Source organism: Rhodococcus sp. NPDC003383 (assembly GCF_053589115.1).
On record NZ_JBSFRG010000015.1, the window covers coordinates 21,713 to 46,938 of the forward strand.

Sequence of the window (25,226 nt, forward strand, 5' to 3'; positions counted from 1 at the left end):
ACGCACGTCAGGCGAGCAGTGCGCGCAGCGCCGCACGGACGAATTCGGCTCCGGCGGTGCCGCCGTAGTTCGCCGCGAACCGTTCGTCGGCGACGTACATGTCGGCCAGTCCCAGCACGTAGTCGCGGTCGGGTTCGGTCTTGCCGTAGCCCGGCGTCCCCGGAAGCGATCCGAGCCACTCGACGTGCCGTCGCGCGAGCTCGAGTCCGCGGTCGCCGGCCGGGTCGAGACCGGCCTGCACGGCGGCCGTCCAGTCGGCGCCGAGCCTCGCCGCGACCGCCTGCCAGTCGCGACGCTGTTCGTCCGTCATCTCCCGCCACCAGCGGTCGCTGCTGTCGTAGGCGTCGCGGCCCCACCGTTCGATCACTTCGTCGCGGTACTGCGTGTGGTCGAAACCGTCGAACATTTCCTCTGCCATCAGTTCCTCACCTGCCTCCGTCTTGCGGATGGTCGTGCGCACCGCCTCGATGCGGCGCCCCAGCTGGCGCTGCTCGAGTTCGAGCAGCTCGAGGTGGGTGCGCAACGCCTCGGTGGTGTCGGCCTGCCCGGCGATCACCTCGCGGATCGCGGGCAGGCCGAGGCCGAGTTCCCGCAGCAGCAGGATGCGTTGCAGCTGCACCAGCGCGTCGCGGTCGTAGAACCGCATGCCGTTCGCCCCTGTCCGGCTCGGCGGGAGCACGCCCACGTCGCCGTAGTGCCGCAGGGTTCGGCTGGTGACCCCGGCCGCGCGGGCCAGTTCCTGAATGGACCATTCACGCTGTGTCGTCTGTTCACGCTGTGTCGTTTGTTCACGCTGTGTCACGGCGTTCCCTTCCTCGTGACATCCAGCGTGCATCTTGACGTTGCGTCAATGTCAACAGCGAGAACCGGACGACGAAAACGGCCGCCGGCGGGTGGAACCCGTCGGCGGCCGCCTCGTCCCCGTGATGGGTGGCTGTGTTATTCGGCGCTACCGGTTCCCGGCAGCCACTGCCGCAGGATGGAGGCGTCGAACACCTGGGCCCCGAACTCCGGTGTCCACAGGATGACCCCGTTGGTGAAGACCTGGAACTTGCCGCGCTCGTCGGGCAGCATCAGCTCGGGTCCGACGGGAGAACCGAGTTCGCCCGAGACCCCGCCCAGCTCGTTGTACTTCTCCTGGATCGCCGGGCTCTGGTCGGTGCCGAACGGGGTGATGGCGACCTCCGGGCCCGTCTCGGGGGCCGGGGTGCTCGGCGGGACGGTCGATTCCGCGCCCTCGTTGACGGTGAACCAGTCGGACCGCAGCCCCAGCTTGGCGCGGGCCTCGGCGCCCGTGGTCTCGATGCTGCGGTCGGAGCCGACCACCCGGACCCGGGTGACGCGACCACCGTCGGCACCGAGGTTGTTGCGGGTCAGCACCTCGAAGTTCTGCAGTTCCCCGACTCCGAACGCGTTGCCGATCTCGCCGGCGGTGAGGGTCTTGGCCCACTGCTGGTTCGGTGCCACCTTGTCGCCGAGGTCCTCGACGGACGGGAAGTCGCCGCCCGCGCTGTAGCCGCCGGTCGACGCCGAGAACTCGGTGCGCACGACCTTGCCGTCCCGCATCAGCACCATGCCGCGGGTGGTGCGCACGGCATCGTCGGTGCGCGGGTCCTCCTTCGCCGATCCGCCGTAGACCTGGCAGCTCTGCGTGTCGCAGGTCTGCCACTTCTCGTGGCGCTGCTCGGCGAGGGCATAGGAGCGGGCCGCGATGGCCTGGGCGCGCAGCGCCTCGGCGCCGCCGGTGTCGGCCCAGCCGGGCAGCGACTCGACGGGCACGACCGCGCGCAGGTAGTCCTCGACGGAGAGACGGTTGACGGTGCGGGCGGCGTTGCCGTCGAGCACCACCCCGATGGCGCCGCGGTAGGAAGTGCCGTCGGCGCACAGCTTGAGGTGTTCGTTCACGGGCCGGTCCTCACCGAGGTCGACGGGGTCGACCCAGGGCAGATCGGCGCGGCCCTGCCACCGCACCTCACCGGAGCAGCCGGCGGTGACGACGACGTCGGCGCCGCCGTCCGCGGTCGGCGTCAGGTGCGCGGCATCACCGGGCGCGACCTGCTGACCTGCGACGACGAGCCCGGCGTCGGAGAACACCGCGAGGGGAACGTCGTCCTGGCCGACGAGTCGCACGGCGATCGGCGTGACGTCGACGGTGCCGAGCGTGGTGCCGCCGTAGTAGTGCCCGACGATCCGTTCCGCGGTCCACCCGTCCTGCGCGTATCCGTAGGCACCCCACTGGCCCATGCCGCGGCCGTGGCCGTGGCCGTAACCGGTGAACGTGAACGGGGTGTCGGCGGAGACGGCCTGCTCGACCGTGGGTGCGCCGGACCGCACGTGCACGATGCCGCCGATCGTGGCGCCGATCAGGAGTGCGGGCGCGAGACCGAGCGTGGCGGCACGCGCGACCGCGGGCTTCCAACCGCTGCGCAGGGGCCGACCGACGATGATGCGACTTCTGCGGATTCGTCCCCTGCGGCGGTTCGGCTGTCGTGACATGCGCTGCGCTCCCTCGTTGTCTCACTCCGGGGTGCCGCGCGAACGGACAGTTCGCACGATCGGACTCGAACAAATCCTCAAGCTCAGGTTGAGGCTTAAGGTTTAATGCGACTAGTGTTGCAAGAGTGACTGAACAAGGCAACAACAGACACACCAGTCACATGAGAATCACAAGTTGCACAAAATGAGACCGAAATGCCTCAGGGAGTCGGGCTTGTAACGGAGTATTCGGTCCGTTGAGACCTGCCCCCGAACAACCGACACAGGAACGCCGAACACGAACGCAGAACACACAAGGGGAGAGCAACAGTGCCGCATCGCCGCCCGAAGCCGTCGATCGTCCTGGGTGCCGTCGCAGCCCTTGCGGTGGCCACGCCGTTCGCCGTGTCCGGCCTGACGAACGGAACGTCCGACGTCCGCACCGCGAACGAGACCACGGATGCGATCGCCGCGATCGCACCGCAGATCGCCGAGGTCGTCCTCGCGAACGCGCCCGACGTCGTCATTCCGCTCCAGGATCTGACCGGACTCAACCTTCCGGACCTGAGCATCAAGGAACTCGTCGAGGGTCTGCCCGCCATCACGCCCGCACCGAACCCCGACGCGACCGGGCTCGTCGATCGCATCGGCGCCACGGTCAAGGAGATCACCCGCGACAGCCCGTTCAGCATGGTCGCGCTGGCCGCGCGCGACGTGGCGGCAACCGACGCCCTGATCCGCTCCCGGAACGAGGACGGCAGCTGGAGCCCGTGGACGGCCACCGAGCCGATCGAGTCGACCCGGCGGGACAACGTCGCCGACAGCCGCGGCGGAACCGAACCGATCTATGTCGGTCTCACGCGCGCGGTGCAGGTGCTGCTCACGCCGCGTCCGGGACCCGAACCGACGCTCGCGGGCGCCGAGGCCCCCGCACCCGCCGAAGCTCCCGCGCCTGCCGAAGTTCCCGTGGCCGCACCGCAGGATCCGGCCCCCGAGCTCGGGTACGTCCCGGCGTCGTCGTCGCGCCCGCTGCGCGCGCAGGAGCCTGCCGCCGCGCCCACCGACGATGTCACCGCGGTGCTCATCAACCCGGGCAGCGGCGCCGCCGATGCATACCTCTCGGACGTCGCCGAGCCCATCGCGGGGAGCGGACTGAAGGTCATCACCCGCGCCCAGTGGGGTGCCGACGAGTCGCTGCGCTGCGACGAACCCACCTACGACGACTCCCTCGGCGGTGCCACCGTCCACCACACGGCCGGCAGCAACGACTACTCGAAGGCCGAGTCCGCCGAGATCGTCCGGGCCATCTACGCGTACCACGCGCAGACCCTCGGCTGGTGCGACGTCGGATACAACGTGATCGTCGACCGCTACGGGCAGATCTTCGAAGGCCGCGCCGGCGGTCTCGACCGTCCGGTCCAGGGCGCGCACGCCGGTGGGTTCAACGAGAACACCGTGGGTATCGCCATGATGGGCGACTTCTCGAGCGTGACGCCTCCGCAGGTGACGCTGGACGCGGTGGGCAAGTTCCTCGGGTGGCGGCTGAAGAAGGCCGGTCTGGATCCCAAGGGCCGCACCACCATGTACTCGGAGGGCACGTCGTTCACGCCCTACCCGCAGGGAGCCGCGGTCGATCTGCCGATCATCTTCGCGCACCGCGACGTCGGCAGCACCAGCTGCCCGGGCGACGCCGGATACGCCCAGATGAGCAAGATCCGCGACATCGCCGCCGCCGCGGCGGCGGGAGCCGGACTGTCGGTGCCGTCGAAGCCGTCGTCGCCGTCGACTTCCGAGCCCGACACCGCCGTGCTCGCAGGTGACAGCTCGACCCCGATCCCGCCGAACTCCGCCGGAGCCCCGTCGACCGGATCGGCGGACAACGCTCAGGGCCTGATCACCGAGCTGCTGCGGCTGACCGACAACTCCCCGCTCGCGCAGAAGTGGATCGCCGAAGGCGGCGAACTCGGCCGACTGGGCGCCGCGCTCACGGGTGTCCTGCTGGCGAAGGGCGGATTCGAGCACGCGGAGTTCGTCAACGGTGCGATCTACACCTCACCGAACGGCGGGGTGTGGACGGTGCTCGGCGAGATCTACAACGCGTGGAAGCAGTACGGGCTCGACGAGGGCGAACTCGGCCTGCCGATCAGCGACGAATACCGGGTACCGGACGGCTGGCGCTCGGACTTCGAGAACGGGTCGCTGATCTTCAACGAGATCACCGGCGCGGTCACGAAGGTGCTGCGCGCCTACAACGACGCCTACGAGGAGTCGCTGCGGACCGCTCCCCCGGTCGAGGCAGCGTCCGCGAATGCGGCGCCCGCCCCGGAAGCGGCCCCGGCGCCCGCCCCGGAGGCGGCTCCGGCGCCCGAGCCGGCACCGGCTCCCGCTCCCGCTCCCTGAGCGAAGAAGTTCACGGCCGCCACCAGCGCTCGAGGACACGGGCAACCCCGTCCTCGGCGTTGGTGGCGGTCACTTCGTCTGCGGCGGCCTTCGCGTCGGGATGGGCGTTCTCGACCGCCACCCCGTACCGGGCCATCGTCAGCATCGGAATGTCGTTGGGCATGTCCCCGAACGCCACGATGCCGTCCTCGGGCACCCCGAGCAGCTCGGCCGCCGCCCGGAGACCCGACGCCTTCGTCACGCCCGACGCCGAGATCTCGATCAGGCCGTTGTCCGTCGAATAGGTCACGTCCACCAGGCCCGCGAGCGCGGGCACGAGCGCGTCGGCCATCTCCCGGCTCGTCGCCGTCGCCATCCGGATGAGCAGCTTGATGGCGGGTTCGGCGATCACCTCGTGCTCGGCGAGCTCGGTGTTGTCCGGGTTCAACCACGCATGTTCGTAACCCGGGGCACTGACGAACTGGGGGCTCGCCGCGTCGTGAGCGCTCGCCGCGACCCGCTCGGCGGCCAGCCCGGCGCCCGGCAACGCGAGGCGGGCGACGTCCGCGATCCACGCCAGCTCCTCGGCGGACAGCAGCGTCGTGTGGAGAACGCGGTCGGTCGCACTGTCGTAGATCACCGCGCCGTTCGCGCACACCGACAGCGGGGCGTATCCGAGTTCCTCGACGACCGGAGGAATCCACCGCGGCGGCCGGCCCGTGGCCAGCACGAACGGCGTCCCCGACTCCACGACCGCGTGCACGGCGGCACGGGTCCGCTCCGACACGCGGTTCGCGTCGTCGATCAGGGTGCCGTCGACATCGGTGGCGACGAGGCTCGGAACGGGAGAACTCACCAAGTCACTGTCCCGGAGTCCCGGAGTCGGTGCCCGGTCCGGCCGCGCGGCCTTCCCGTTCGGCGCGTTCGCGTTCCTTGCGGGCGCGACGTTCCGCGGCGACGCGGGCGTCCTCGGCGTCGGCCTCCTCGCGACCGGGCGCCGATCCGCCGAGCCGGCGCGGCACCCAGTAGGCACCCGGCTCGTGCTCGTAGCCCTGCTGCACCTCGTGCAGCATCTTCTCCATCACCGCGTGCAGTTCCGCGGTGGTCTCCGAGGCCGGCTCGTGCGGGACGACGGGGGCGCCGACCTTGATGACGATCGGCGTGTTGGTGCGGCCCAGACGCTTGGGATGCCCCTTCGTCCACACGCGCTGCGAGCCCCAGATGATCATCGGCACGATCGGCACACCCGCCTCGAGTGCCATGCGCGCGGCACCGGACCGGAAGTCCTTCAGCTCGAAGCTGCGGCTGATCGTCTCCTCGGGGAACACGCCGACGAGTTCCCCGGAGCGGAGCGCCTCAACCGCGCGGCGGTAGGACTCACCGGCGTCGCCGCGGTCGACGGGGATGTGCTTCATCGCGCGCATCATCGGGCCGGAGATCTTGTTGTCGAAGACCTCCTTCTTCGCCATGAAGCGGATATACCGCTTGGTGGCGCGCGCCGGGATGCCCGCGTAGGTGAAGTCCATGTATCCGGTGTGGTTCATCGCGATGACCGCGCCGCCGGTCGCCGGGATGTGTTCCTCCCCGGTGATGGTGAACTTCAGGCCCTGCGCAGCGAAGAGCGTGCGCGCCACGCCGATGATGGTCCGGTAGAAGGGTTCCACGACGGCCAGAGTAGCCGGAACCGCCGGATCTGCACCGACCACGACACCCGAATCGACCCCGCTCGGGACAGTGCCGAACTGCCTGGCCGAAGTGAGCCGAACGGCGCCGCCTACCCTGGTAGGCACGCCGGTCGCCAGTTCAGGAGGGCAACGTAGTGCAGATCACCAGCGTCGGACACGCCGGGTTCCACATCCAGACCGAGGCGGGATCGATCCTGTGCGACCCGTGGGTCAACCCCGCGTACTTCGCATCGTGGGTGCCCTTCCCGGACAACACGCAGCTCGACTGGGACACCCTCGGCGACGTCGACTACCTGTACGTTTCGCACCTGCACAAGGACCACTTCGACCCGGGAACGCTGAGCAAGCACGTCAACAAGGACGCGACCGTGCTGCTGCCGGACTACCCGGTCCCGGACCTGAAGCGTGAGCTCGAGGCCCTCGGTTTCACGAAGTTCTTCGAGACCACCGACTCCGTCAAGCACACCGTGACGGGACCCAAGGGTTCGCTCGACGTCATGATCATCGCGCTGCGCGCGCCCGCCGACGGCCCGATCGGCGACTCCGGTCTCGTGGTGTCCGACGGCACGACGACCGTCTTCAACATGAACGACGCGCGGCCGATCGACATGGATCCGATGCTCGAGGCGTTCGGGCACATCGACATCCACCTGCTGCAGTACTCCGGTGCCATCTGGTACCCGATGGTCTACGACATCCCGGCCGGCACGAAGCGCAACTTCGGCAAGCAGAAGCGCCAGCGCGGCATGGACCGCTGCCGCTCCTACATCGAGCAGGTCGGGGCGACGTGGATCGTGCCGTCCGCGGGCCCGCCGGTGTTCCTCGATCCAGAGCTGCGCGACCTCAACGACGACCACGGCGACGTCGGCAACATCTTCCCGGACCAGCAGGTGTTCCTCGAGCAGCTGCGGATCCACGGCCGCGACGGCGGCCTGCTGATGATTCCGGGTTCGGTCGTGGATCTGACCGGCAGCGATCGGATGACCCTCACGCATCCGATCCCGGACGAGCAGGTCGATCGGATCTTCACCGACAAGGCCGCCTACATCGAGGAGATGGCGCAGCGGTTCGCGCCGATCATCGAAGCCGAGAAGGCGACGTGGGCGCCGGCCGAGGGCGAGCCGCTGCTCGGGGCACTCAAGGCGAAGTTCGAGCCGATCATGGCGCAGTCCGATCTGATCTGCGACGGCATCGGGTACCCGGTCGGGCTCGTGATGGGTGACGAGACCGTCGTGCTCGACTTCCCGAAGCGGGTCGTCCGCGAACCGATCGAGGGCGAGGGCAAGTACCGCTACGGCTTCCGCATCGCGCCGGAACTCGTGCGCACCGTGCTGCGCGACGACGAGCCGGACTGGGTCAACACCATCTTCCTGTCCACCCGGTTCACGGCGTGGCGCGTGGGCGGCTACAACGAGTTCCTCTACACGTTCTTCAAGTGCCTGACCGACGAGCGCATCGCGTACGCGGACGGCTGGTTCGCCGAGGCGCACGACGATTCGGCGTCGATCGAGATCGGGGGCTACGAGGTCCAGCGTCGCTGCCCGCACCTGAAGGCCGACCTGTCGAAGTTCGGTGTCGTCGACGGCACCACTCTGACCTGCAACCTGCACGGCTGGCAGTGGGACCTCGAGACGGGCCGCTGCAAGACGTCCAAGGGCCACGAGCTGCGCTGCACCAAGCTCTGATCCTGTCCCGCCCCTGCCCCGTCACCCGGTGGGGCGGGGGCGGCGGGGCAGCATGCGCGGTGCCGCGACCGCGGTCAGCAGCACCGGCACCGCGACCGCGGCGACGAGGATCGACAGCGACAGCCACGCGGACCCCACCGCGAAGCCCGCGAACAGGGCGAGCGACGCGACCTCGCTGGTCAGACCGGCCACCGACGTGACGGTCGCGCGGGCCGATCCGGACATCGCGTCCTGCATCCGCACCTCGGCGACGATCCCCGCGTTGTGCAGGGTGCCGTATCCGATGCCGATCGCGACGAATCCCGCGACTCCCCCGGCGACCGCCCCGACCGCGAGCAGCGCCGCGGCCGCGCACAGCACGACGGCCATGGTCCGCCCGGTCATGACGGCGGTCCGTCCGGCGACCGCGGCACCGACGATCTGCCCGACGACCGTGATCGACACCAGCAGCGGCGCCTGCGCGGTCGACGCACCGCCGTCACGGGCGAGCAGGCCGAAGTACTCCTCGAGCGCCAGGAACGACATCAGCACTGCCGTGAGCAGCACCGCCCGCCGGACGACCACGTCGGTGCGGATCTCGTGCGTCCCGGCGCGCAGCACCCCCACGTAGCGCGCGACGAAGGTGCCACCGTCGCTAGCGACGAAAGTGTCACCGTCGCGAGCGACGAAAGTGTCACCGTCGCGAGCGACGAAAGTGTCACCGTCGTCGGGTGCAGGTTCGGTGCTGTCGACCCGAACCGTCCGGGGTGCCGCCGGGAGCGTGAACACCAGCAGTCCGTCGACGACGGTGATCACGATCGACACCCACCCGACCAGGGCATAGCCGCCGAGGGCGTAGAGCGGACCGGCCGACGCGGTCGCGACGAACACGCTCGTCACCTCGGCGGAGTTCACGTAACCCTGGACGGTCGCGTACCGGTCCCGCGCGCCGAGTGCCGCCAGTTCCTCGTACAGCAACGCCTCGAACGTGCCGGACTTCATGGACTCGGCCAGCCCCCACAACGCGAAGCCGGCCGCGAAGCCCCAGTAGCTCGGCACCAGCATCCACAGGGCGAACGACGCGGTGAGAAGGACGGCGCTACCGAACAGCAGGGTCCGGCGCGGCACGATGTCGGCCCACGCCCCGGACGGCACCTCGGTCACGAACGCCGCGATCGACCACACCGCGAACAGCGAGGAGATCTGTGCCGTCGACAGGCCGTTGTCCTCGAACAGCAGGCCGTACACGCCGTAGAGCGGCACCAGTTCGCGCGTCGCGGAGTACGCGACGGCGCGGACGGTCAGCGATGTGGTCGGTGCAAGTCAACATCGACGGGACATGCACAGCATCGTCCCACCTCGGCGCCGCCTCATCCAGTGATTTACGGTCGACGTTGTGACCGATCGCAAACGTACCTACACGTGGGACGACCCCGCCCCCACCTCGGCTGCCAACCGTGACATGCACGGCCTCGACTTCCTGCGCGGCCTCATCGACGGCAGCATCCCGCACCACCCGACCTCGCGCACGCTCGGCTTCACGGTCACGGATGCGCGGGAGGGATTCGCCGAGGTGACGCTGGAGGTGCAGGAGTTCCACTGCAACGCCGTGGGCAGCGTGCACGGTGGGGTCGTCGCGACACTGTTCGACACCGCGATGGGCTTCTCCGTGGCGAGCACCCTCGCCCCGGGCGTCGGCTACACCACCCTCGACCTGCAGGTGCGCTACCTGCGGGCGGTGCAGCCCGGACACATCATCCGGGTGCAGGGCTTCTGCGAGCATTCGGGACGCCGGACCGCGACGTCGCGCGGCGAGGCCCGTGACGAGCAGGGCAGGCTCGTGGCGAGCGGTTCGACCACCTGCATGATCCTGGGCTGACCCGGAGGGCCACCCCAGTTCGTACCCCACCTTCGACCGAGCGAGTGGCACACCCGGTCGGTCGAAGGAGACGAGGGATACATTCGCTCGCCCAAGGCGGCCGGCACGTCGGCTCGCCGAAGGCGGCGCGACCTCAGCCGATCGGCTCGAGCACCTCACGCCCGACGAACGGAACGAGCGCTGCCGGCACCTTCACGGAGCCGTCGGCCTGCTGGTGGTTCTCGAGGATCGCGACGAGCCAGCGCGTGGTGGCGAGGGTGCCGTTGAGGGTCGCGGCGATCTGCGGCTTGCCGTTCTCGTCCCGGTAGCGGACACCGAGGCGGCGGGCCTGGAAGGTCGTGCAGTTCGACGTCGACGACAGTTCGCGGTAGCGCTCCTGCGTCGGCACCCACGCCTCGCAGTCGAACTTGCGGGCGGCGGACGAACCGAGGTCGCCGCCGGCGACGTCGATGACCCGGTAGGGCACGTCGATCGCGGCGAGCATCTCGCGTTCCCACGCCAGCAGGCGCTGGTGCTCGTCGGTGGCGTCCTCGGGCTTGCAGTAGACGAACATCTCCACCTTGTCGAACTGGTGGACGCGGATGATGCCGCGGGTGTCCTTGCCGTAGCTGCCCGCTTCGCGGCGGAAGCACGACGACCAGCCGGCGTACCGCTTCGGGCCCGCGGACAGGTCGAGGATCTCGCCCGAGTGGTAGCCGGCGAGAGGCACCTCGGAGGTGCCGACGAGGTACAGGTCGTCCTCTTCGAGGTGGTACACCTCGTCGGCGTGCTGACCGAGGAACCCGGTTCCCTGCATGATCTCGGGACGCACGAGCACCGGCGGGATCATCATCGTGAAGCCGTTGGCGGTGGCCTTCTGCGCGGCGAGCTGCAGCATCCCGAGCTGCAGCAGCGCGCCGTAGCCGGTGAGGAAGTAGAAGCGCGCACCGGACACCTTCGCGCCGCGTTCCATGTCGATCAGGCCCAGCGACTCCCCGAGCGTCAGGTGGTCCTTCGGCTCGAAGTCGAAGGTGGGCAGTTCACCGACCGTCTCGAGGGTGACGAAGTCGTCCTCACCGCCGGCCGGGGCACCCTCCTGCACGACGTTGGAGATCGCCATGTGCGCGCGGTCGAGGGCTTCCTGCGCGGCGTGCTGCTGGGCCTCGAGTTCCTTGACCTTCGCAGCGAGTTCCTTCGCTCCGGCGAGCAGGGCGGGACGTTCCTCGGGGGACGCCTGACCGACCTTCTTACCCAGCGCCTTCTGCTCGGCGCGGATGTTGTCGCCGGCGAGCACCGCGGCGCGGCGGGTCTCGTCGGCCTCGAGCAGGGCGTCGACGAGACCGGGGTCCTCACCTCGGGTGCGCTGCGAGGCACGGACGGCATCGGGATTCTCGCGGAGGAACTTGAGGTCGATCACGAGAGGGAAGCCTACCGGTGCCAGAGTTGCTGGTAGTCGTCCCTCCCGAACATCCGCGCGGCATCGTCCGCGGTGGGATAGCCGACGTAGGGGTCCGCACCGGCCGCCACGAGCGCCCGCACCACCTCTTCCGCCCCCTTGAACACCGCGCCCGCGAGGGGCGACTGCCCGCGATCGTTGAGCCGGTCGACGTCGGCACCCCGCTCGATCAGGAGATTCACGGCCCCGGGATGCGCGTGATAGGCGGCGAGCATGAGCAGGGTGTCGCCGGTGCCGTTGGTGAGATTCACCGGGCCGCCCGCATCGAGAAAGGCGGCGAGCGTGTCCGCGTCACCGGCCCGCGCCGCGTCGAACATCCGCTGGGCGATTTCCTGGACTTCGGGATCGATCGGATCGTCCGTCACGAACACCGAAATTACTCCCCACACCGGCGCCAGGCATGATGGATGACGATGGCCGAGGAGAAAGAACAGCAGTCCACGCGGCGCCCGCCGTCCGCGAAGCTGACCCGTCGCGCACCGTCAGCGCAGCTGACCCGTCGCGCATTGATACTGGTCGCCGCGGGCGCGGTTCTCGCCGCCGTCGCGACCGCCGTGTTCGCCGGGTTCGGCGACTCCGACGACGAGACCCCCACGGGCAGCGCGCTGCGCACGACCGGGGCGGTGGCCGGTGAAGCGTTCGGTACCGCGGTCGCCGGGGACTGCCTGACCTGGTCGGCGATCGACGCCAGCGATCTGGAGAAGGTCGACTGCGCACAGACCCACCTGTTCGAGGTGGTCGAGGACATCGACCTGAGCGTGTTCCCGGGCGCGGAGTGGGGTCCGGGCTCGCGATTCCCGTCGGTCCTGCGGTTCACGGAACTGCGCGACGAACATTGCGCGCCCGCCGCCATGGATTACCTGCAGGGTCGTTTCGACCCGCACGGCAAGTTCAGCGTCGGCCTCATCAATCCGGGTGAAGCCGGCTGGGAAGCCGGCGAACGCACCCTGCGATGCGGGCTGCAGTTCTCGTCGACGACCGGCAATCTGCTGCCGATCGAGGGTCGCGTCGCCGATCAGGACCAGTCCCGCGCGTGGGAGGTCGGCACCTGCATCGGCATCAACAACGGGGTGCCCGCCGATCCGGTGGACTGCGCGCAACCGCACGCGTTCGAGGTCGCCGCGGTGGTGGACATGTCCGCCCAGTTCCCCGGCGGGGTGCCGAGCACGGAGGACCAGGACAAGTACCTCGAGGCGACGTGCACCGAGACCACCAACGCCTACCTGGGCGATCCGGAGGCACTGCGCAACAAGACGCTGACGCTGTTCTGGGACAACCTGGACTTCGACAGCTGGCTCGCGGGCAGCCGCAAGGTGAACTGCTCGGTCGGCAAGCAGGTCGACGGGGGTGGATTCGCGTCGATCACCGGTTCGGCGAAGGGCGACATCCTGATCGACGGCCAGCCGCCGGTCCCGCCGCCGCCGGTGCCGGAGGGGCGGTCGCTGCCGACCCCGCTGCCGGGTGCGGCTCCGCTCCCGGGCGGCACGCGATGAGTGTCCGGATGGACGAGGAACGCTTCGAGGAACTGGTCTCCGAGGCGTTGGACCTGATTCCGCAGCAGCTCGCCGAGGCGATCGACAACGTGGTGGTGCTCGTCGATGCGCGGCACGACGAGGAGCCGGACCTGCTGGGCCTCTACCACGGGATTGCGCTGACGGAACGCGACTCGCACTATGCCGGGTCGCTGCCGGACACGATCATCGTCTACCGGGACGCGATCCTCGACATCTGCGAGTCCGAGGACGATGTGGTGCACGAAGTGGCGGTCACCGTGATCCACGAGATAGCGCACTACTTCGGAATCGAGGAGGACCGCCTCCACGAACTGGGCTGGGGCTGACCGGACCGGCCGCCCCAGCGCGTGTTCTACAAGCCTGTTGTTCTACGAGCTCAGTTGTTCTACGAGCTCGGTTGTTCTACGAGCTCGGTTGTTCTACGAGCTCAGCGCGTCACTTGTTGCGCTGCATGAAGTGCGGGTTGACCGTCGAGATCCACAGCAGTGCCAGCGATCCCAAGATCACCTGCAGCACCACGATGATCACCACAGCCACGCCCACGATTTCGAGAATGTCACCCATGCCGTAGGACCTTACATTGTCGGGTCTGCGGCCCCTCGGGCTGCACTCGCGAACGGCCCTTCGAGGACCGACCATCGACCCGCAGCCTGCAACCCCGATGAACGGTCACCATTGACTGTTTAATGGTGAGGGCCCTACGCTCGGCAGCATCCCGCGACCGAGAGGCGACCACCGTGACGAACACCGAGCGCCCTGCTGTTGTCGAACGTTGGCACCGCGTGACCGAGACGAAGGACCTCGCCGCGCTCGACGCGCTGATCGCCGACGACGCCGTCTTCCGGTCTCCGGTCGTCTTCACCCCGCAGGAAGGCAAGGCCGCGACGCTCGCCTACCTCCGTGCGGCGGTGACCGTGTTCGGCGACGGCACCGGATTCCACTTCGTCGGCGAGTGGTACGCCCCGAACTCGGCGGTGCTCGAGTTCGTCGCCGATCTCGACGGGGTCCAGGTCAACGGGGTGGACATGATCGAGTGGGACGAACACGACCGCATCACCCGATTCACGGTCATGGTCCGCCCGATCAAGGGCCTGCAGGCACTGATCCCCCGCATGGCCGCCCAACTCGGCCAAGCCTGACCCCCCTACCCTCAGGAGAAAATCGATGAGTCTGCCGCCCGTCCTGCGCGACCGCCTGCGCCTGCCCGTCGTCGCCTCGCCGATGTTCATCGTGTCCAACCCGGACCTGGTGATCGCGCAGTGCAAGGCAGGGATCGTCGGTTCGTTCCCGACGCTCAACGCGCGCCCACAGTCGCAGCTGCGCGAATGGCTGATGCGGATCACCGAGGAACTGGCCAAGCACGACGCCAACAATCCCGATTCGCCGGCGGCCCCGTTCGCGGTGAATCTCATCGTCCACAAGTCGAACGACCGGCTCGCCGAGGACCTCGCGACCGTCGTCGAGTTCGAGGTGCCGATCGTCATCACCTCGCTCGGCGCCCGGCAGGACGTCAACGACGCCGTGCACTCCTACGGCGGCATCGTGCTGCACGACGTCATCGACAACCGGTTCGCGAAGAAGGCGATCGAGAAGGGCGCGGACGGTCTGATCGCGGTCGCCGCCGGGGCGGGCGGTCACGCCGGCACCCAGTCGCCGTTCGCGCTGATCCAGGAGATCCGCACCTGGTTCGACGGTCCGCTGCTGCTGTCCGGGTCGATCGCGCACGGCAACTCGATCCTGGCCGCGCAGGCCGCCGGCGCCGACCTCGCGTACGTCGGCTCGGCGTTCATCGCGACCACCGAGGCCAACGCGTCGGACGCCTACAAGCAGATGCTGGTCGATTCGACCGCGTCCGACATCGTCTACACGAACCTGTTCAGCGGCGTTCACGCCAACTACCTGCGCGGCAGCATCGCCGCGGCGGGCATGGACCCGGACAATCTCGAGACCTCGGATCCGTCGAAGATGAACCTGGGGGCCGAGACCGCCACGGACGGCGGCGCGCGCGGTCCGAAGGCGTGGCGGGACATCTGGGGCGCCGGGCACGGCGTCGGATCGATCGAGGCCGTCACGTCCGTCGCGGATGTCGTCGACCGCTTCCGCGCCGAATACGCCGACGCTCGCGCGCGCCTGGCCCTGTAAACGCCGGAAGAAGACAGACCGCGGGCGTGGGACGGTGACGTCCCACGCCCGCGTGACTGTCAGAGTTCGTTGTAGTGCGTGAGTTTCGGCGCACCGGCCAGCAGCGGACCGAGATCGGTGATCGCTCCGGGGCCGGCGCGGAACTTGCGGTAGGCGGTGTCGTGCTCCTCCGACTGCCACTTCTCGACGATGACCCAGCGGGCCTCGTTGCCCTTGTCGACCAGGATCTCGATGCCGAGGCAGCCGTCGAATTCACGCGTCTCGCCGAGCACCCGCTCCATGACCTTCTTCGCGTCGTCGAGGGCGTCGGGCTTGAACTCGAGTTCCAGCAGGGCAGTGAGTGACATGTTCATCCTTTTCGGGGAGAGTGTGTCCGGTGTCACCGGTTTACCCAACAATTACCGAAGACCTTTGCTCACGCAATGGGTCTGCCCGCTTTTTCCCACCACGTGGCGCGCGGCCGCTAAGGTCACGGCGATGAGCGACACCACGACCGATTCGCCACTGGCCGGTGACGAGATCACCGCGCTCGACGACTGGATGAGCGCCCGCGGCTTCGGACCCGGCCCGGTCACCGACCTCGAGCAGCTGACCGGCGGAACCCAGAACCTGATGGTCCGGTTCACCCGCGGCGACCGCTCGTTCGTGGTGCGGCGCGGCCCGCGCCATCTGCGACCGCGCACGAACGACGTGCTGCGCCGGGAGATGCGGATACTGGACGCCCTGTCCGGCACCGACGTTCCGCATCCGCGTCTGATCGCGGCGTGCCCCGAGGAGGACGTCTGGCCCGGTGCCGCGTTCTACCTCGTCGAACCGGTCGACGGCTTCAACGCGTTCGTGGCGCTACCCGAACCGCACGCCTCCGATCCGGAGATCCGGCACCGAATGGGCCTGTCTATGATCGACGCCCTCGCGACCCTCGCGTCCGTCGACCACACCGCCATCGGCCTGGGCGATTTCGGGCACCCGGAGGGTTTCGTCGAACGGCAGGTCCCCCGGTGGCTGCGCGAACTCGAGTCCTACACGGCGCTCGACGGGTATCCGGGTGAACCGCTGCCGGGTGTCGGCGCAATCGCGGACTGGCTGGCACGGTCGGTGCCGCAGCGGTGGACACCGGGAATTCTGCACGGCGACTACCACATCGGCAATGTGATGTTCTCGCCGTCGTCACCGGAGGTCGCGGCGATCCTCGACTGGGAGATGTGCACGATCGGCGACCCGTTGCTCGACCTCGGCTGGCTCCTCGCGACTTGGCCGGAGCACGGCAACGACGAGAGCACGATCGGCGGTGCCCTCGGCGACGCGGGCGGTCTCGCGACGCGAGACGAGCTCGTCGAACGTTATGCGGCGCAATCGGATCGGGATCTGTCCGCTCTCGACTGGTATGTGGTGCTGGCCTGTTTCAAACTCGGCATCATCCTCGAGGGCACCTACGCGCGGGCATTCGCGGGCAAGGCCGACCCCGAGGTCGGGCAGCGGTTGCATGCGACGACGCTGAGCCTGTTCCGCCGCGCTCTCGAACGGATCGGGCAGGGCTGAATCCCCGCCCGATCCTCCTCGTCAGAAAATGCTGTATCCGCCGTCGATCAATGTCGAACTGCCCGTCTGGAATCCGGACGCGTCGCTCGCGAGGTACACGGCGATGCCCTCGAAGTCCTCGGGGGTCGCCCAGCGTCCCAACGGCACCCTGGAGATGACGTGGGAGTTGAAGTTCTCGGACTCGACCAGCGGACCCGTCATGTCCGTCGCGACCCAGCCCGGCAGCACGCTGTTGACGCGAATGCCGTAGCGCGCCAACTCGACCGCGCACCCGTTGGCCAGGGCCAGGACCCCGGCCTTGGACGCGCCGTAGGCCTGGTTGCGTCCCGCGCCCTCGTGCGCACCGAGGCTCGACGTGACGATCACCGATCCGCCGACCCCCTGGGCGACCAGGTACTTGGTGGTCTCGCGCAGCGTGAAGTACGCGCCGTCGAGGTTGGTGTCCATCACCTTCCGGTAGTTCTCGGTGGTCGATTCGACGAACTTCGCCAGCGGCACACTGATTCCGGCGTTGACGACGACCACGTCCAGCCCGCCGAGTTCCTCGACGGTGGCGGCGGTCGCGTCGACGACCGCCTGCTCGTCGGCGACGTCGACCGATCGGGTGACGATCCGGCCACCGAATTCCGCGAGCCCCGACGCCGCGGCCTCGAGCTTACCTGAACTGCGGCCCCAGAGCGCCACATCCGCGCCGGCACGGGCGAGGCCGCGGGCCATTCCCAGACCGATACCGGCGGATCCGCCGGTGACCAGCGCGCGCTTACCCGTCAGGTCGAACATGCTCACTCCTCACGTGGAGGTGATGGGAACCCAGTCGGTCCCGGGCTCCCATCACCCAACGGGATCAGGCGAATTCGGACGCGATGTCGCGGCCGATGATCTCCTTCATGATCTCGGTGGTGCCGCCGTAGATCGTCTGGATGCGGGCGTCGACGTAGGCGCGCGCGATCGGGTACTCCATCATGTAGCCGTAACCACCGTGCAACTGCACACCGCGGTCGACGACACGCTTCTGCAGCTCGGTCGCCCACCACTTGGCCTTCGACGCATCCACCGCCGTGAGCTCGCCGGCGTTGAGCGCGAGCACGCACCGGTCGATGTGCGACTCGGTGACCTCGATCTCGGTGAGCATCTCGGCGAGCACGAAACGGGTGTTCTGCAGGTCGCCGATCGGCTTGCCGAATGCCTTGCGCTCGAACGCATACCGCTTGGTCCACTCGTACGCGGCGCGGGCCGACGTGATCGCGGAGACGGCGATGCCGATACGCTCGAGCGGCAGGTTCTCCATGAGGTGGAAGAACCCGCGACCCTCGCCACCGAGGAGGTTCTCCGCCGGCACCCGCGCGTCCTCGAAGACGAGCTCGGCGGTGTCCTGGGCCGCGAGGCCCACCTTGTGCAGCTTGCGTCCACGGCTGAATCCGGGGGTGTCGCGCTCGACCACGATGAGCGAGAATCCCTTGGCGCCGGCACCCGGATCCGTCCGGCACACGACGATCACCAGATCGGAGTGGATACCGTTGGTGATGAACGTCTTCTGGCCGTTGATGACCCATTCGTCACCGTCGCGCACGGCGGTGGTCTTGACGCCCTGCAGGTCCGATCCGGCGCCCGGTTCGGTCATCGCGATCGCGCCGATCACCTCGCCGGCCGCCATGCGCGGCAGCCAGCGGGCCTTCTGCTCCTCGGTACCGAGATGCAGGATGTAGGGAATGACGATGTCGTCCTGCAGTGCGAGGGTCGCGCCGAAGGACGTGGTGCCGGTGCGCGCGATCTCCTCCTGGACGACGTGCCGGAACCGGAAATCGGTGACGCCGGAGCCGCCGAACTCCTCCGGCACACCGAGACCCAGGATCCCGGACTTGCCCGCCTCCAGGTAGACGTTGCGGTCGATGAGCCGCTCTTCTTCCCAGCGTTCGTAGTTCGGCACGACCTCGCGGGCGAGGAACTCGCGCACGGTCTCCCGGTACGCCTCGTGGTCGGCTTCGAACAGTGTGCGTTTCATGGTGTCCCCCAATATTTCTGTGGTCAGGCGTTCACGCGCGACATCATGCCCGCGAGACGCTCGGAGATCAGTGCTTCGGCCTCGGCGACGATGCGCTCGACGAGCTCACCGGCCGTGGGGATGTCGTGGATGATGCCCTGGACCGTTCCGACGGTCCAGATGCCCGCCTCGGGATCACCGTTCTCGTACACGAGGCGGCCGCGGGCACCGGCGACCAGTTCGCGCACGTCCTCGAACTTCCCTCCGCGGTCGAGGATCTCGACGACCTCCCGGCTGACGGTGTTGCTCGCGACGCGCGCGGTGTTGCGCAGCGGCCGGAAGATCAGTTCCGTGTCGGTCTCGTTCGCCGCGACGATGGCTTCCTTGATGTTCCGGTGGATCGGCGATTCCTCGGTGCACATGAACCGGGTGCCCATGTTGATGCCGTCGGCACCGAGCGCGAGCGCCGCGACGAGACCGCGGCCGTCGCCGAATCCACCCGACGCGATCATGGGGATGGTGATCTGCTCGGCCGCGGCGGCGATGAGCACCAAGCCCGGCACGTCGTCCTCACCCGGGTGACCGGCGCATTCGAAACCGTCGATGCTGATGCCGTCGACACCGATGTCCTGCGCCTTGACCGCGTGCCGGACGCTGGTGCACTTGTGCAGCACCTTGACACCGGCGGCATGGAAGTCGGGCAGGTGCGGTCCCGGATTGGAACCGGCCGTCTCGACGATCTTGACACCGGATTCGATGATGACCTGGCGGTATTCGTCGTAGGGCGGCGGGGTGATCGCCGGCAGGATCGTCAGATTCACGCCGAACGGCTGGTCGGTGAGCTCGCGGGTGCGGGCGATCTCCTTCGCGAGATCCTCGGGTGTGGGCTGGGTCAGCGCGGTGATCATGCCGAGCGCGCCCGCGTTGGCGACGGCGGCGACGAGTTCGGCGCGGCCGACCCATTGCATGCCGCCCTGCACGATGGGGTGGCGGACTCCGAAGGTCTCGGTGAAGGCGGTGGACAGCACAGTGGTTCTCCTGGGATCAGGCGGGGCTGCGGTATCCGACGATGCGCAGCGCGATGTTTCGGTATCGGTCGGCGACCTCGTCCGGCGTCAGCGGCCCGTCGATCTGGTACCAGCGGGCGATGGACTGGCACATGCCGAGCAGCGCGCGCACGGTTTCCTCGATGTCGTCGACGTCGAATACCTTCTGCTCCACGCCGTCACGGACGAGGTCGAACACGATGAGCTCGAGCCGTTTCCGGGTTGCCGCGTAGGTGCGCCGGTTCTCCGGGGACACGTGCCGTAGTTCGGAATCCAGGCTGGAGCGCTTGGCGCGGTAGGTCATGTTGAGAACGATCGCCTCGACTGCGTTGGCGAAGCGGGCGACCGGGTCGGCGCCGCCGTCCTCGACCGCGGCGCGGACACGGTCGATGAGGTCGAGAACGGCGGCGTCGAGCAGCGTCACGAGAACGGCTTCCTTGTTCTCGTGGTGGTAGTACAGCGCGGGTACCGTCACGCCGACCCGGCGGGCCAGGTCGCGGACGGTGGTGCCGTGGAAGCCGTTCTCGCCGAAGGCTTCCAGGGCGTGTTCGAGGATGGGGCCGAGCTGCAACGGTTCGAACACCCGCCAGTCGGCGGAGAACTCCGGTTCGCGTTGCGCAGTCATCGGCCCCGTCCTCTCACATCGTCGATTCAGCGCGGGGCCATGCGGATGGCACCGTCGAGACGGATGGTCTCGCCGTTGAGCATCGGGTTGGCGACGATGTGCGCGGCCAGGGCACCGTACTCGGAGGGATCGCCGAGGCGGGCCGGGTGCGGAACCTGCGCGCCGAGGGACTTCTGGGCCTCCTCGGGCAGCGAGCCGAGCAGCGGGGTCTTGAACAGGCCCGGCGCGATGGTGACGACGCGGATCAGCAGCGACGCGAGGTCACGGGCGATCGGCAGGGTCATGCCGACGACGCCGCCCTTGGACGCGGAGTACGCGGCCTGGCCGATCTGGCCGTCGAAGGCCGCGACGGAGGCGGTGTTGATGATGACGCCGCGCTCGCCGTCGATCGGCTCGGTCTTGGCGATGCGCTCCGCGGCGAGACGGATGACGTTGAACGTGCCGAACAGGTTGACGTTCACGACCTTCTTGAAGTCGTCGAACGGGAACGCGCCGTTCTTGCTGACGGTCTTGATGGCGTTGCCGATGCCGGCGCAGTTCACCGCGACACGCAGCGGGCCGAGCGACTCCGCCAGGTCGAGCGCCTCGGCGACGGCAGCCTCGTCGGTGACGTCCGCGGCGGCGAAACGCACGCGGTCGCCGAGCTCCTTGGCGACGGTCTCACCGTTGGACGACGGCAGGTCGATGATGACGACCTGGGCGCCGTCGGCGACCAGAGCCTTGACGGTGGCCAGGCCGAGGCCCGAGGCACCACCGGTGACGACGGCAACGCTGTCGTTGACGATCATGTTCACACCTTTCGAATCGTGTTGCGGATCAGAGTCGTTCGATGATGGTGGCGTTGGCCATGCCCGCGCCCTCACACATCGTCTGGAGACCGTACCGGCCACCCGTGGCCTCGAGGTGATTGACCAGGGTGGAGAGCAGGCGGGTGCCCGAGGAGCCGAGGGCGTGGCCGAGCGAGATGGCCCCACCCCACGGGTTGAGCTTGGCGGGATCGGCGTTCAGCTCGTGCGCCCAGGCGAGCGGGACGGGCGCGAAGGCCTCGTTGACCTCGTAGGCGTCGATGTCGTCGATGGTCAGGCCGGCCTTGGCGAGCACCTTCTTCGTCGCCGGGATGGGCGCGGTGAGCATGAACAGCGGGTCGTCACCGATGACGGAGAACGACACGAAGCGGGCACGCGGGGTCAGGCCGAGCTTGTTCGCCATCTCCTCGCTCATGATGAGGGCGGCCGACGCGCCGTCGGTGAACGGCGAGGAGTTGCCGGGGGTGATGATCCACTGCGCCTCGGGGAACCGGGCCGCGTACTCGTCGGTGTAGAACGACGGCTTCAGGCCCGCCAGGCCCTCGACCGTGGTCGAGGCGCGCACCGTCTCGTCGACCTTGTGCTCGACCTGCTCACCCGCAGCGTTGGTGACCGTGATCGGCACGATCTCCTTGTCGAAGTGCCCGGCGGCGATCGCGGCGGCGGCGCGCTGGTGCGACTGCGCGGAGAACGCGTCGAGCGCGTCGCGGTCGAACTTCCACTTCGCGGAGATCAGCTCGGCGGAGATGCCCTGGTTGACCAGGCCTTCGGGGTAGCGGGCGGCGACACCCGGGCCGTTGGCGTCCTTGCCGATCGAGGCCGTGCCCATCGGGACGCGGCTCATCGACTCGACACCGCACGCGATCGCGATGTCGTAGGCGCCGGCGATGACGCCCTGCGCGGCGAAGTGGGCGGCCTGCTGGCTCGAGCCGCACTGGCGGTCGATCGTGGTGGCCGGGACCGACTCGGGGAAGCCCGCGGACAGCAGAGCGGAGCGCGAGATGTTCAGCGCCTGCTCGCCGACCTGCTGGACGCAGCCGCCGATGACGTCGTCGACCTGCGCGGGGTCGATGCCGTTGCGCTGCACGATCTCCCGCAGCACGTGCGCGAGGAGCTCGACGGGGTGGGTGCCGGACAGGGCGCCGCCGGGCTTACCCTTGCCGACCGCGGTGCGGACGACGTCGACGATGACAGCAGTGGTCATGGCGAATTCCTTTCGGGGGAAGTTGGTTACGGTCCGGCGCCTCGGCAGGGGACGTGACGCCGGACCGGGTTCGTGGGGTCAGCGGCCCTTCCAGACCGGTTCACGCTTCTCGGCGAAGGCGGTCGGGCCCTCCTTCGCGTCCTCGCTGGTGAAGACGACCTTCATCGAGGCGATGTTGGCGTCCCACGCGGCGGAACCCCAGTCATCGGCGTGCGCGGTCCGGTGGATCATCGCCTTCGACTCGCGCACCGACAGCGGCGCGTTCGCGGCGATCTTCTCGGCGAGCTCGAGGGCGACCTCGAGCGCGGTGCCGGCCCGAGCGATCCGGTTGACCAGGCCCAGCTCCTTGCCCTCTGCGGCCGTGATCGGTTCGCCGGTGAGGGCGAGTTCGAGCGCGATCTTGCGCGGGATCTGCTGCTGCATGCGGATGACACCGCCCGCGGCGGCGAACAGGCCGCGCTTGACCTCGGGCAGGCCGAGCTTGGCCTCCTCGTCGACGACGGCGAGATCGGACGCGAGCACCAGCTCGGTGCCGCCACCCAGCGCGAATCCGTTGACGGCGGCGATGGTCGGCTTGCTGATCCAGTGCTGGACGTAGCCGGCGAAGCCCCACTCGGGATGGCCGTCGGCGGCGGTGTTCTCGCCCGCGGCGAGCGCCTTGAGGTCCGCACCGGCGCAGAACGCGCGGCCCGCACCGGTGATCACGACGACGCGCACGTCGTCGTCCGCCTCGGCCTGCTCGAGCAGGGTGCCGACGGCGGTGGACAGCGCCGCATTGACGGCGTTGAGCGCCTTGGGGCGGTTGAGCGTGATGAGGGCGACGTTGCCGCGGCGCTCGTACAGCGCGGCGGGTTCGGTGGTGGTCGCTTCGTCGGCCATCGATTTCCTTCCCAGGCTCTACTTATCGATCGCTAAAAGGACTACCACGGATCGATCGCTCGGTCAACGGCTCCGCTTACCTAGCGCACGATCGGTGGGCTCTGGTAAGGATGAGCCTTGTGTCGCGGACCACGGTGCACGTCCGCGACGGTCGACCCATCGACGAGGAGACCCCGATGCAGGCAGTTCAACTGACCGAGACGACCGGCCCCGACGGCCTGCGCCTGGTCGACATCCCCGAACCCGACGCCTGGGCCGGCTCGGTGATCGTGGATCTGCACGCCGCGGGCGTCTCGTTCCCCGACCTGCTGCAGACCAGCGGCTCCTACCAGGTGGTGCGCCCCCTGCCGTTCGTCCTCGGCGTCGAGGGCGCCGGCATCGTGCGCTCCGCACCGGCGGACAGCGGCCTGACCGCCGGACAGCGCGTCGCCGTCCTCGCCGTCGGCGGCGCCTGGCAGCAGACCGTCGCCGTGGACGCGAATTCCGTTTTTCCCCTACCGGATTCGGTGTCGCTGACCGCCGGCGCGGGATTCCTCATGAACTACCTGACCGTCCACTTCGCGCTCGACGAACGCGCCCGCTACCGCCCCGGTGAAACCGTGCTCGTGCACGGCGCCGCGGGCGGCGTCGGCGTCGCCGCCCTCCAGGTCGCGGCGGCGCTCGGTCTCGAGACCGTCGCAGTGGTGAGCACCGAAGCGAAAGCCGAAGTGGCCCGGGCCAATCGCGCCACCCACGTCGTCCCGGCGGACGGCTTCAAGGACCGTGTCCTCGAGTTGACCGGTGGCCGCGGCGTCGACATCATCCTCGACCCCGTCGGCGGCGACCGTTTCACCGACAGCCTGCGCAGCCTCGCCCCCAACGGGCGGGCCGTCGTGCTCGGTTTCACCGGCGGGGAGATCCCGACCGTGAAGGTCAATCGTCTTCTGCTGCGCAACACGTCGGTGGTCGGCGCCGGCTGGGGCGAATACGTCCGCACGTTCCCCGACTACCCGGCCCGCCAGTGGGCGCAGCTCGAACCGCTGCTGCGATCCGGCGCACTGCAGGTCCCCGAACCCACGCTCCACTCGATGACCAGCGCAGCCGACGCACTGCTGTCCCTCGCCGACCGGACCGCGACCGGCAAGGTCGCGCTCTCCCTCCAACCCTGAACCGACAGGAGCCCTCATGAGCACCGACATCCCCGGCGTCGACAGCCTCGTCGACGACGGCGTCCTGCGCGTCACGATCAACCGCCCCGCCCGCATGAACGCGGTCACCGCCGAAACCGTCGAGGCGGTCGCCGACGCGTTCGAGAAGCACGCCGACGACGCGTCCGTGCGCGTCGCGGTCCTCACCGGCGCGGGCCGGGCATTCTGCACCGGCGCGGACCTCTCGGGCAGGGACCTCACAGGTCCTCCGAGCCCTGCGATCATCGACGCCGCGAACCGCGCGGTCGCGGCCATTCGTGCGTTCCCGCGTCCCGTGATCGGGGCCGTCAACGGACCCGCGGCCGGTGTCGGCGTCTCGCTGGCTCTGGCGTGCGATCTGACGGTCGCCGCCGAGTCGACGTACTTCCTGCTCGCGTTCACCAAGGTCGGGCTCATGCCGGACGGCGGCGCGTCGGCGCTGGTGGCCGCGTCGATCGGGCGGGCCCGCGCGCTGAAGATGGCGCTGCTGGCCGAGCGCCTGCCCGCCCCCGAGGCCGTCGCGGCCGGCCTGATCGCCGACACCTACCCCGACGAGGGATACGCCGACGCGATCGAGGCGCTGGCGCAGCGGATCGCCGACGGGCCTTCGGATGCATTCGGTTCCACGAAGGCCGCGATCAATGATGCGACGCTGACCGAACTCGACGCCGCGTTCGCCCGGGAACGTGCCGGCCAGCTGAAACTGCTCGCCGCCGAGGACTTCCGCGAGGGCGCGACCGCGTTCATGGAGAAGCGACCGGCGGTCTACCGCAAGCGCTGACCCGGCGATCGGGTCACGGGGCGGTC

At 68.9% G+C, this 25,226-nt stretch carries 26 protein-coding genes; 10 read left to right on the top strand and 16 right to left on the bottom strand.

The window, feature by feature from the left end; translation table 11 throughout:
- Nucleotides 1-7 precede the first annotated feature (7 nt).
- Nucleotides 8-802 (bottom strand): MerR family transcriptional regulator, encoded by a 795-nt coding sequence (locus tag ACWDTS_RS14785; protein WP_450118482.1) that lies wholly within the window; start codon nucleotides 800-802, stop codon nucleotides 8-10.
- 137 nt (nucleotides 803-939) lie between these two features.
- Nucleotides 940-2,496, bottom strand: coding sequence for a SpoIID/LytB domain-containing protein (locus ACWDTS_RS14790; RefSeq protein ID WP_450118483.1), 1,557 nt, complete (start codon nucleotides 2,494-2,496; stop codon nucleotides 940-942).
- A gap of 309 nt (nucleotides 2,497-2,805) precedes the next feature.
- Between ACWDTS_RS14790 and ACWDTS_RS14795 the strand changes: the two genes are divergently transcribed.
- Nucleotides 2,806-4,875, top strand: a complete 2,070-nt coding sequence (locus ACWDTS_RS14795) for an N-acetylmuramoyl-L-alanine amidase (protein WP_450118484.1) — start codon at nucleotides 2,806-2,808, stop codon at nucleotides 4,873-4,875.
- 10 nt (nucleotides 4,876-4,885) lie between these two features.
- Here ACWDTS_RS14795 and ACWDTS_RS14800 read toward each other — a convergent pair whose 3' ends face one another.
- Both ACWDTS_RS14800 and ACWDTS_RS14805 read right to left on the bottom strand, forming a co-directional pair.
- Nucleotides 4,886-5,710, bottom strand: a complete 825-nt coding sequence (locus ACWDTS_RS14800; protein ID WP_248673828.1) for an HAD family hydrolase — start codon at nucleotides 5,708-5,710, stop codon at nucleotides 4,886-4,888.
- Between the two features lie 4 nt (nucleotides 5,711-5,714).
- The gene (locus tag ACWDTS_RS14805; RefSeq protein WP_197250642.1) at nucleotides 5,715-6,518 is read right to left on the bottom strand and encodes a lysophospholipid acyltransferase family protein; all 804 of its coding nucleotides are present in this window, start codon (nucleotides 6,516-6,518) and stop codon (nucleotides 5,715-5,717) included.
- A 155-nt stretch (nucleotides 6,519-6,673) separates the two neighbouring features.
- On the opposite strand from ACWDTS_RS14805, the gene ACWDTS_RS14810 reads away from it, so the two are divergent.
- On the top strand, nucleotides 6,674-8,224 hold the full coding sequence (locus ACWDTS_RS14810; RefSeq protein ID WP_450108984.1) for a Rieske 2Fe-2S domain-containing protein: 1,551 nt from the start codon (nucleotides 6,674-6,676) through the stop codon (nucleotides 8,222-8,224).
- Between the two features lie 21 nt (nucleotides 8,225-8,245).
- Here ACWDTS_RS14810 and ACWDTS_RS14815 read toward each other — a convergent pair whose 3' ends face one another.
- Nucleotides 8,246-9,466 (bottom strand): MFS transporter, encoded by a 1,221-nt coding sequence (locus ACWDTS_RS14815; RefSeq protein ID WP_450118485.1) that lies wholly within the window; start codon nucleotides 9,464-9,466, stop codon nucleotides 8,246-8,248.
- A gap of 199 nt (nucleotides 9,467-9,665) precedes the next feature.
- On the opposite strand from ACWDTS_RS14815, the gene ACWDTS_RS14820 reads away from it, so the two are divergent.
- Nucleotides 9,666-10,082 (top strand): PaaI family thioesterase, encoded by a 417-nt coding sequence (locus tag ACWDTS_RS14820; RefSeq protein WP_450109067.1) that lies wholly within the window; start codon nucleotides 9,666-9,668, stop codon nucleotides 10,080-10,082.
- A 133-nt stretch (nucleotides 10,083-10,215) separates the two neighbouring features.
- Here the strand turns inward: ACWDTS_RS14820 and serS are convergent, their stop codons facing one another.
- Together serS and ACWDTS_RS14830 are read right to left on the bottom strand one after the other, a co-directional pair.
- Complete coding sequence (gene serS, locus ACWDTS_RS14825; protein ID WP_450118486.1) at nucleotides 10,216-11,478, bottom strand: serine--tRNA ligase; 1,263 nt, start codon at nucleotides 11,476-11,478, stop codon at nucleotides 10,216-10,218.
- Between the two features lie 11 nt (nucleotides 11,479-11,489).
- Nucleotides 11,490-11,834, bottom strand: coding sequence for an ankyrin repeat domain-containing protein (locus ACWDTS_RS14830; protein ID WP_197250643.1), 345 nt, complete (start codon nucleotides 11,832-11,834; stop codon nucleotides 11,490-11,492).
- 96 nt (nucleotides 11,835-11,930) lie between these two features.
- On the opposite strand from ACWDTS_RS14830, the gene ACWDTS_RS14835 reads away from it, so the two are divergent.
- Together ACWDTS_RS14835 and ACWDTS_RS14840 are read left to right on the top strand one after the other, a co-directional pair.
- A complete protein-coding gene (locus ACWDTS_RS14835; protein ID WP_450118487.1) occupies nucleotides 11,931-13,010 on the top strand; it encodes a septum formation family protein in 1,080 nt (359 codons plus the stop codon).
- A gap of 8 nt (nucleotides 13,011-13,018) precedes the next feature.
- A complete protein-coding gene (locus ACWDTS_RS14840; RefSeq protein WP_450118488.1) occupies nucleotides 13,019-13,357 on the top strand; it encodes a metallopeptidase family protein in 339 nt (112 codons plus the stop codon).
- A gap of 109 nt (nucleotides 13,358-13,466) precedes the next feature.
- Here ACWDTS_RS14840 and ACWDTS_RS14845 read toward each other — a convergent pair whose 3' ends face one another.
- Entirely contained in the window at nucleotides 13,467-13,595 is a 129-nt protein-coding gene (locus ACWDTS_RS14845) for a hypothetical protein (RefSeq protein WP_269437518.1), read from the bottom strand.
- A gap of 173 nt (nucleotides 13,596-13,768) precedes the next feature.
- Here ACWDTS_RS14845 and ACWDTS_RS14850 point away from each other — a divergent pair, with 173 nt between their 5' ends.
- Together ACWDTS_RS14850 and ACWDTS_RS14855 are read left to right on the top strand one after the other, a co-directional pair.
- On the top strand, nucleotides 13,769-14,170 hold the full coding sequence (locus tag ACWDTS_RS14850) for a nuclear transport factor 2 family protein (protein WP_248673832.1): 402 nt from the start codon (nucleotides 13,769-13,771) through the stop codon (nucleotides 14,168-14,170).
- A gap of 25 nt (nucleotides 14,171-14,195) precedes the next feature.
- A complete protein-coding gene (locus ACWDTS_RS14855; protein WP_197250634.1) occupies nucleotides 14,196-15,173 on the top strand; it encodes an NAD(P)H-dependent flavin oxidoreductase in 978 nt (325 codons plus the stop codon).
- Between the two features lie 59 nt (nucleotides 15,174-15,232).
- Here ACWDTS_RS14855 and ACWDTS_RS14860 read toward each other — a convergent pair whose 3' ends face one another.
- Nucleotides 15,233-15,520: a putative quinol monooxygenase gene (locus tag ACWDTS_RS14860; RefSeq protein WP_197250633.1), complete on the bottom strand. Its 288-nt coding sequence runs from the start codon at nucleotides 15,518-15,520 to the stop codon at nucleotides 15,233-15,235.
- Nucleotides 15,521-15,650: 130 nt separating this feature from the next.
- On the opposite strand from ACWDTS_RS14860, the gene ACWDTS_RS14865 reads away from it, so the two are divergent.
- Nucleotides 15,651-16,712 (top strand): phosphotransferase family protein, encoded by a 1,062-nt coding sequence (locus ACWDTS_RS14865; protein ID WP_450118489.1) that lies wholly within the window; start codon nucleotides 15,651-15,653, stop codon nucleotides 16,710-16,712.
- A gap of 21 nt (nucleotides 16,713-16,733) precedes the next feature.
- On the opposite strand, the gene ACWDTS_RS14870 is transcribed toward ACWDTS_RS14865, so the two are convergent.
- From ACWDTS_RS14870 to ACWDTS_RS14900, 7 genes are all read right to left on the bottom strand, one after another.
- A complete protein-coding gene (locus ACWDTS_RS14870; protein WP_450118490.1) occupies nucleotides 16,734-17,492 on the bottom strand; it encodes an SDR family NAD(P)-dependent oxidoreductase in 759 nt (252 codons plus the stop codon).
- 64 nt (nucleotides 17,493-17,556) lie between these two features.
- A complete protein-coding gene (locus tag ACWDTS_RS14875) occupies nucleotides 17,557-18,714 on the bottom strand; it encodes an acyl-CoA dehydrogenase family protein (protein WP_197250630.1) in 1,158 nt (385 codons plus the stop codon).
- Nucleotides 18,715-18,737: 23 nt separating this feature from the next.
- A complete protein-coding gene (locus ACWDTS_RS14880) occupies nucleotides 18,738-19,721 on the bottom strand; it encodes an NAD(P)H-dependent flavin oxidoreductase (protein ID WP_450108992.1) in 984 nt (327 codons plus the stop codon).
- Between the two features lie 16 nt (nucleotides 19,722-19,737).
- Nucleotides 19,738-20,364: a TetR/AcrR family transcriptional regulator gene (locus ACWDTS_RS14885; protein WP_450118491.1), complete on the bottom strand. Its 627-nt coding sequence runs from the start codon at nucleotides 20,362-20,364 to the stop codon at nucleotides 19,738-19,740.
- A 26-nt stretch (nucleotides 20,365-20,390) separates the two neighbouring features.
- Nucleotides 20,391-21,152, bottom strand: coding sequence for a 3-hydroxyacyl-CoA dehydrogenase (locus ACWDTS_RS14890; RefSeq protein WP_450108994.1), 762 nt, complete (start codon nucleotides 21,150-21,152; stop codon nucleotides 20,391-20,393).
- Between the two features lie 28 nt (nucleotides 21,153-21,180).
- A complete protein-coding gene (locus ACWDTS_RS14895) occupies nucleotides 21,181-22,374 on the bottom strand; it encodes a thiolase family protein (RefSeq protein ID WP_450108995.1) in 1,194 nt (397 codons plus the stop codon).
- A 78-nt stretch (nucleotides 22,375-22,452) separates the two neighbouring features.
- Nucleotides 22,453-23,253, bottom strand: a complete 801-nt coding sequence (locus ACWDTS_RS14900; protein ID WP_450118492.1) for a crotonase/enoyl-CoA hydratase family protein — start codon at nucleotides 23,251-23,253, stop codon at nucleotides 22,453-22,455.
- A 176-nt stretch (nucleotides 23,254-23,429) separates the two neighbouring features.
- Between ACWDTS_RS14900 and ACWDTS_RS14905 the strand changes: the two genes are divergently transcribed.
- Entirely contained in the window at nucleotides 23,430-24,401 is a 972-nt protein-coding gene (locus ACWDTS_RS14905) for an NADPH:quinone oxidoreductase family protein (RefSeq protein WP_450118493.1), read from the top strand.
- A 16-nt stretch (nucleotides 24,402-24,417) separates the two neighbouring features.
- Nucleotides 24,418-25,200: an enoyl-CoA hydratase gene (locus ACWDTS_RS14910; protein ID WP_450118494.1), complete on the top strand. Its 783-nt coding sequence runs from the start codon at nucleotides 24,418-24,420 to the stop codon at nucleotides 25,198-25,200.
- Nucleotides 25,201-25,226: the final 26 nt, after the last annotated feature.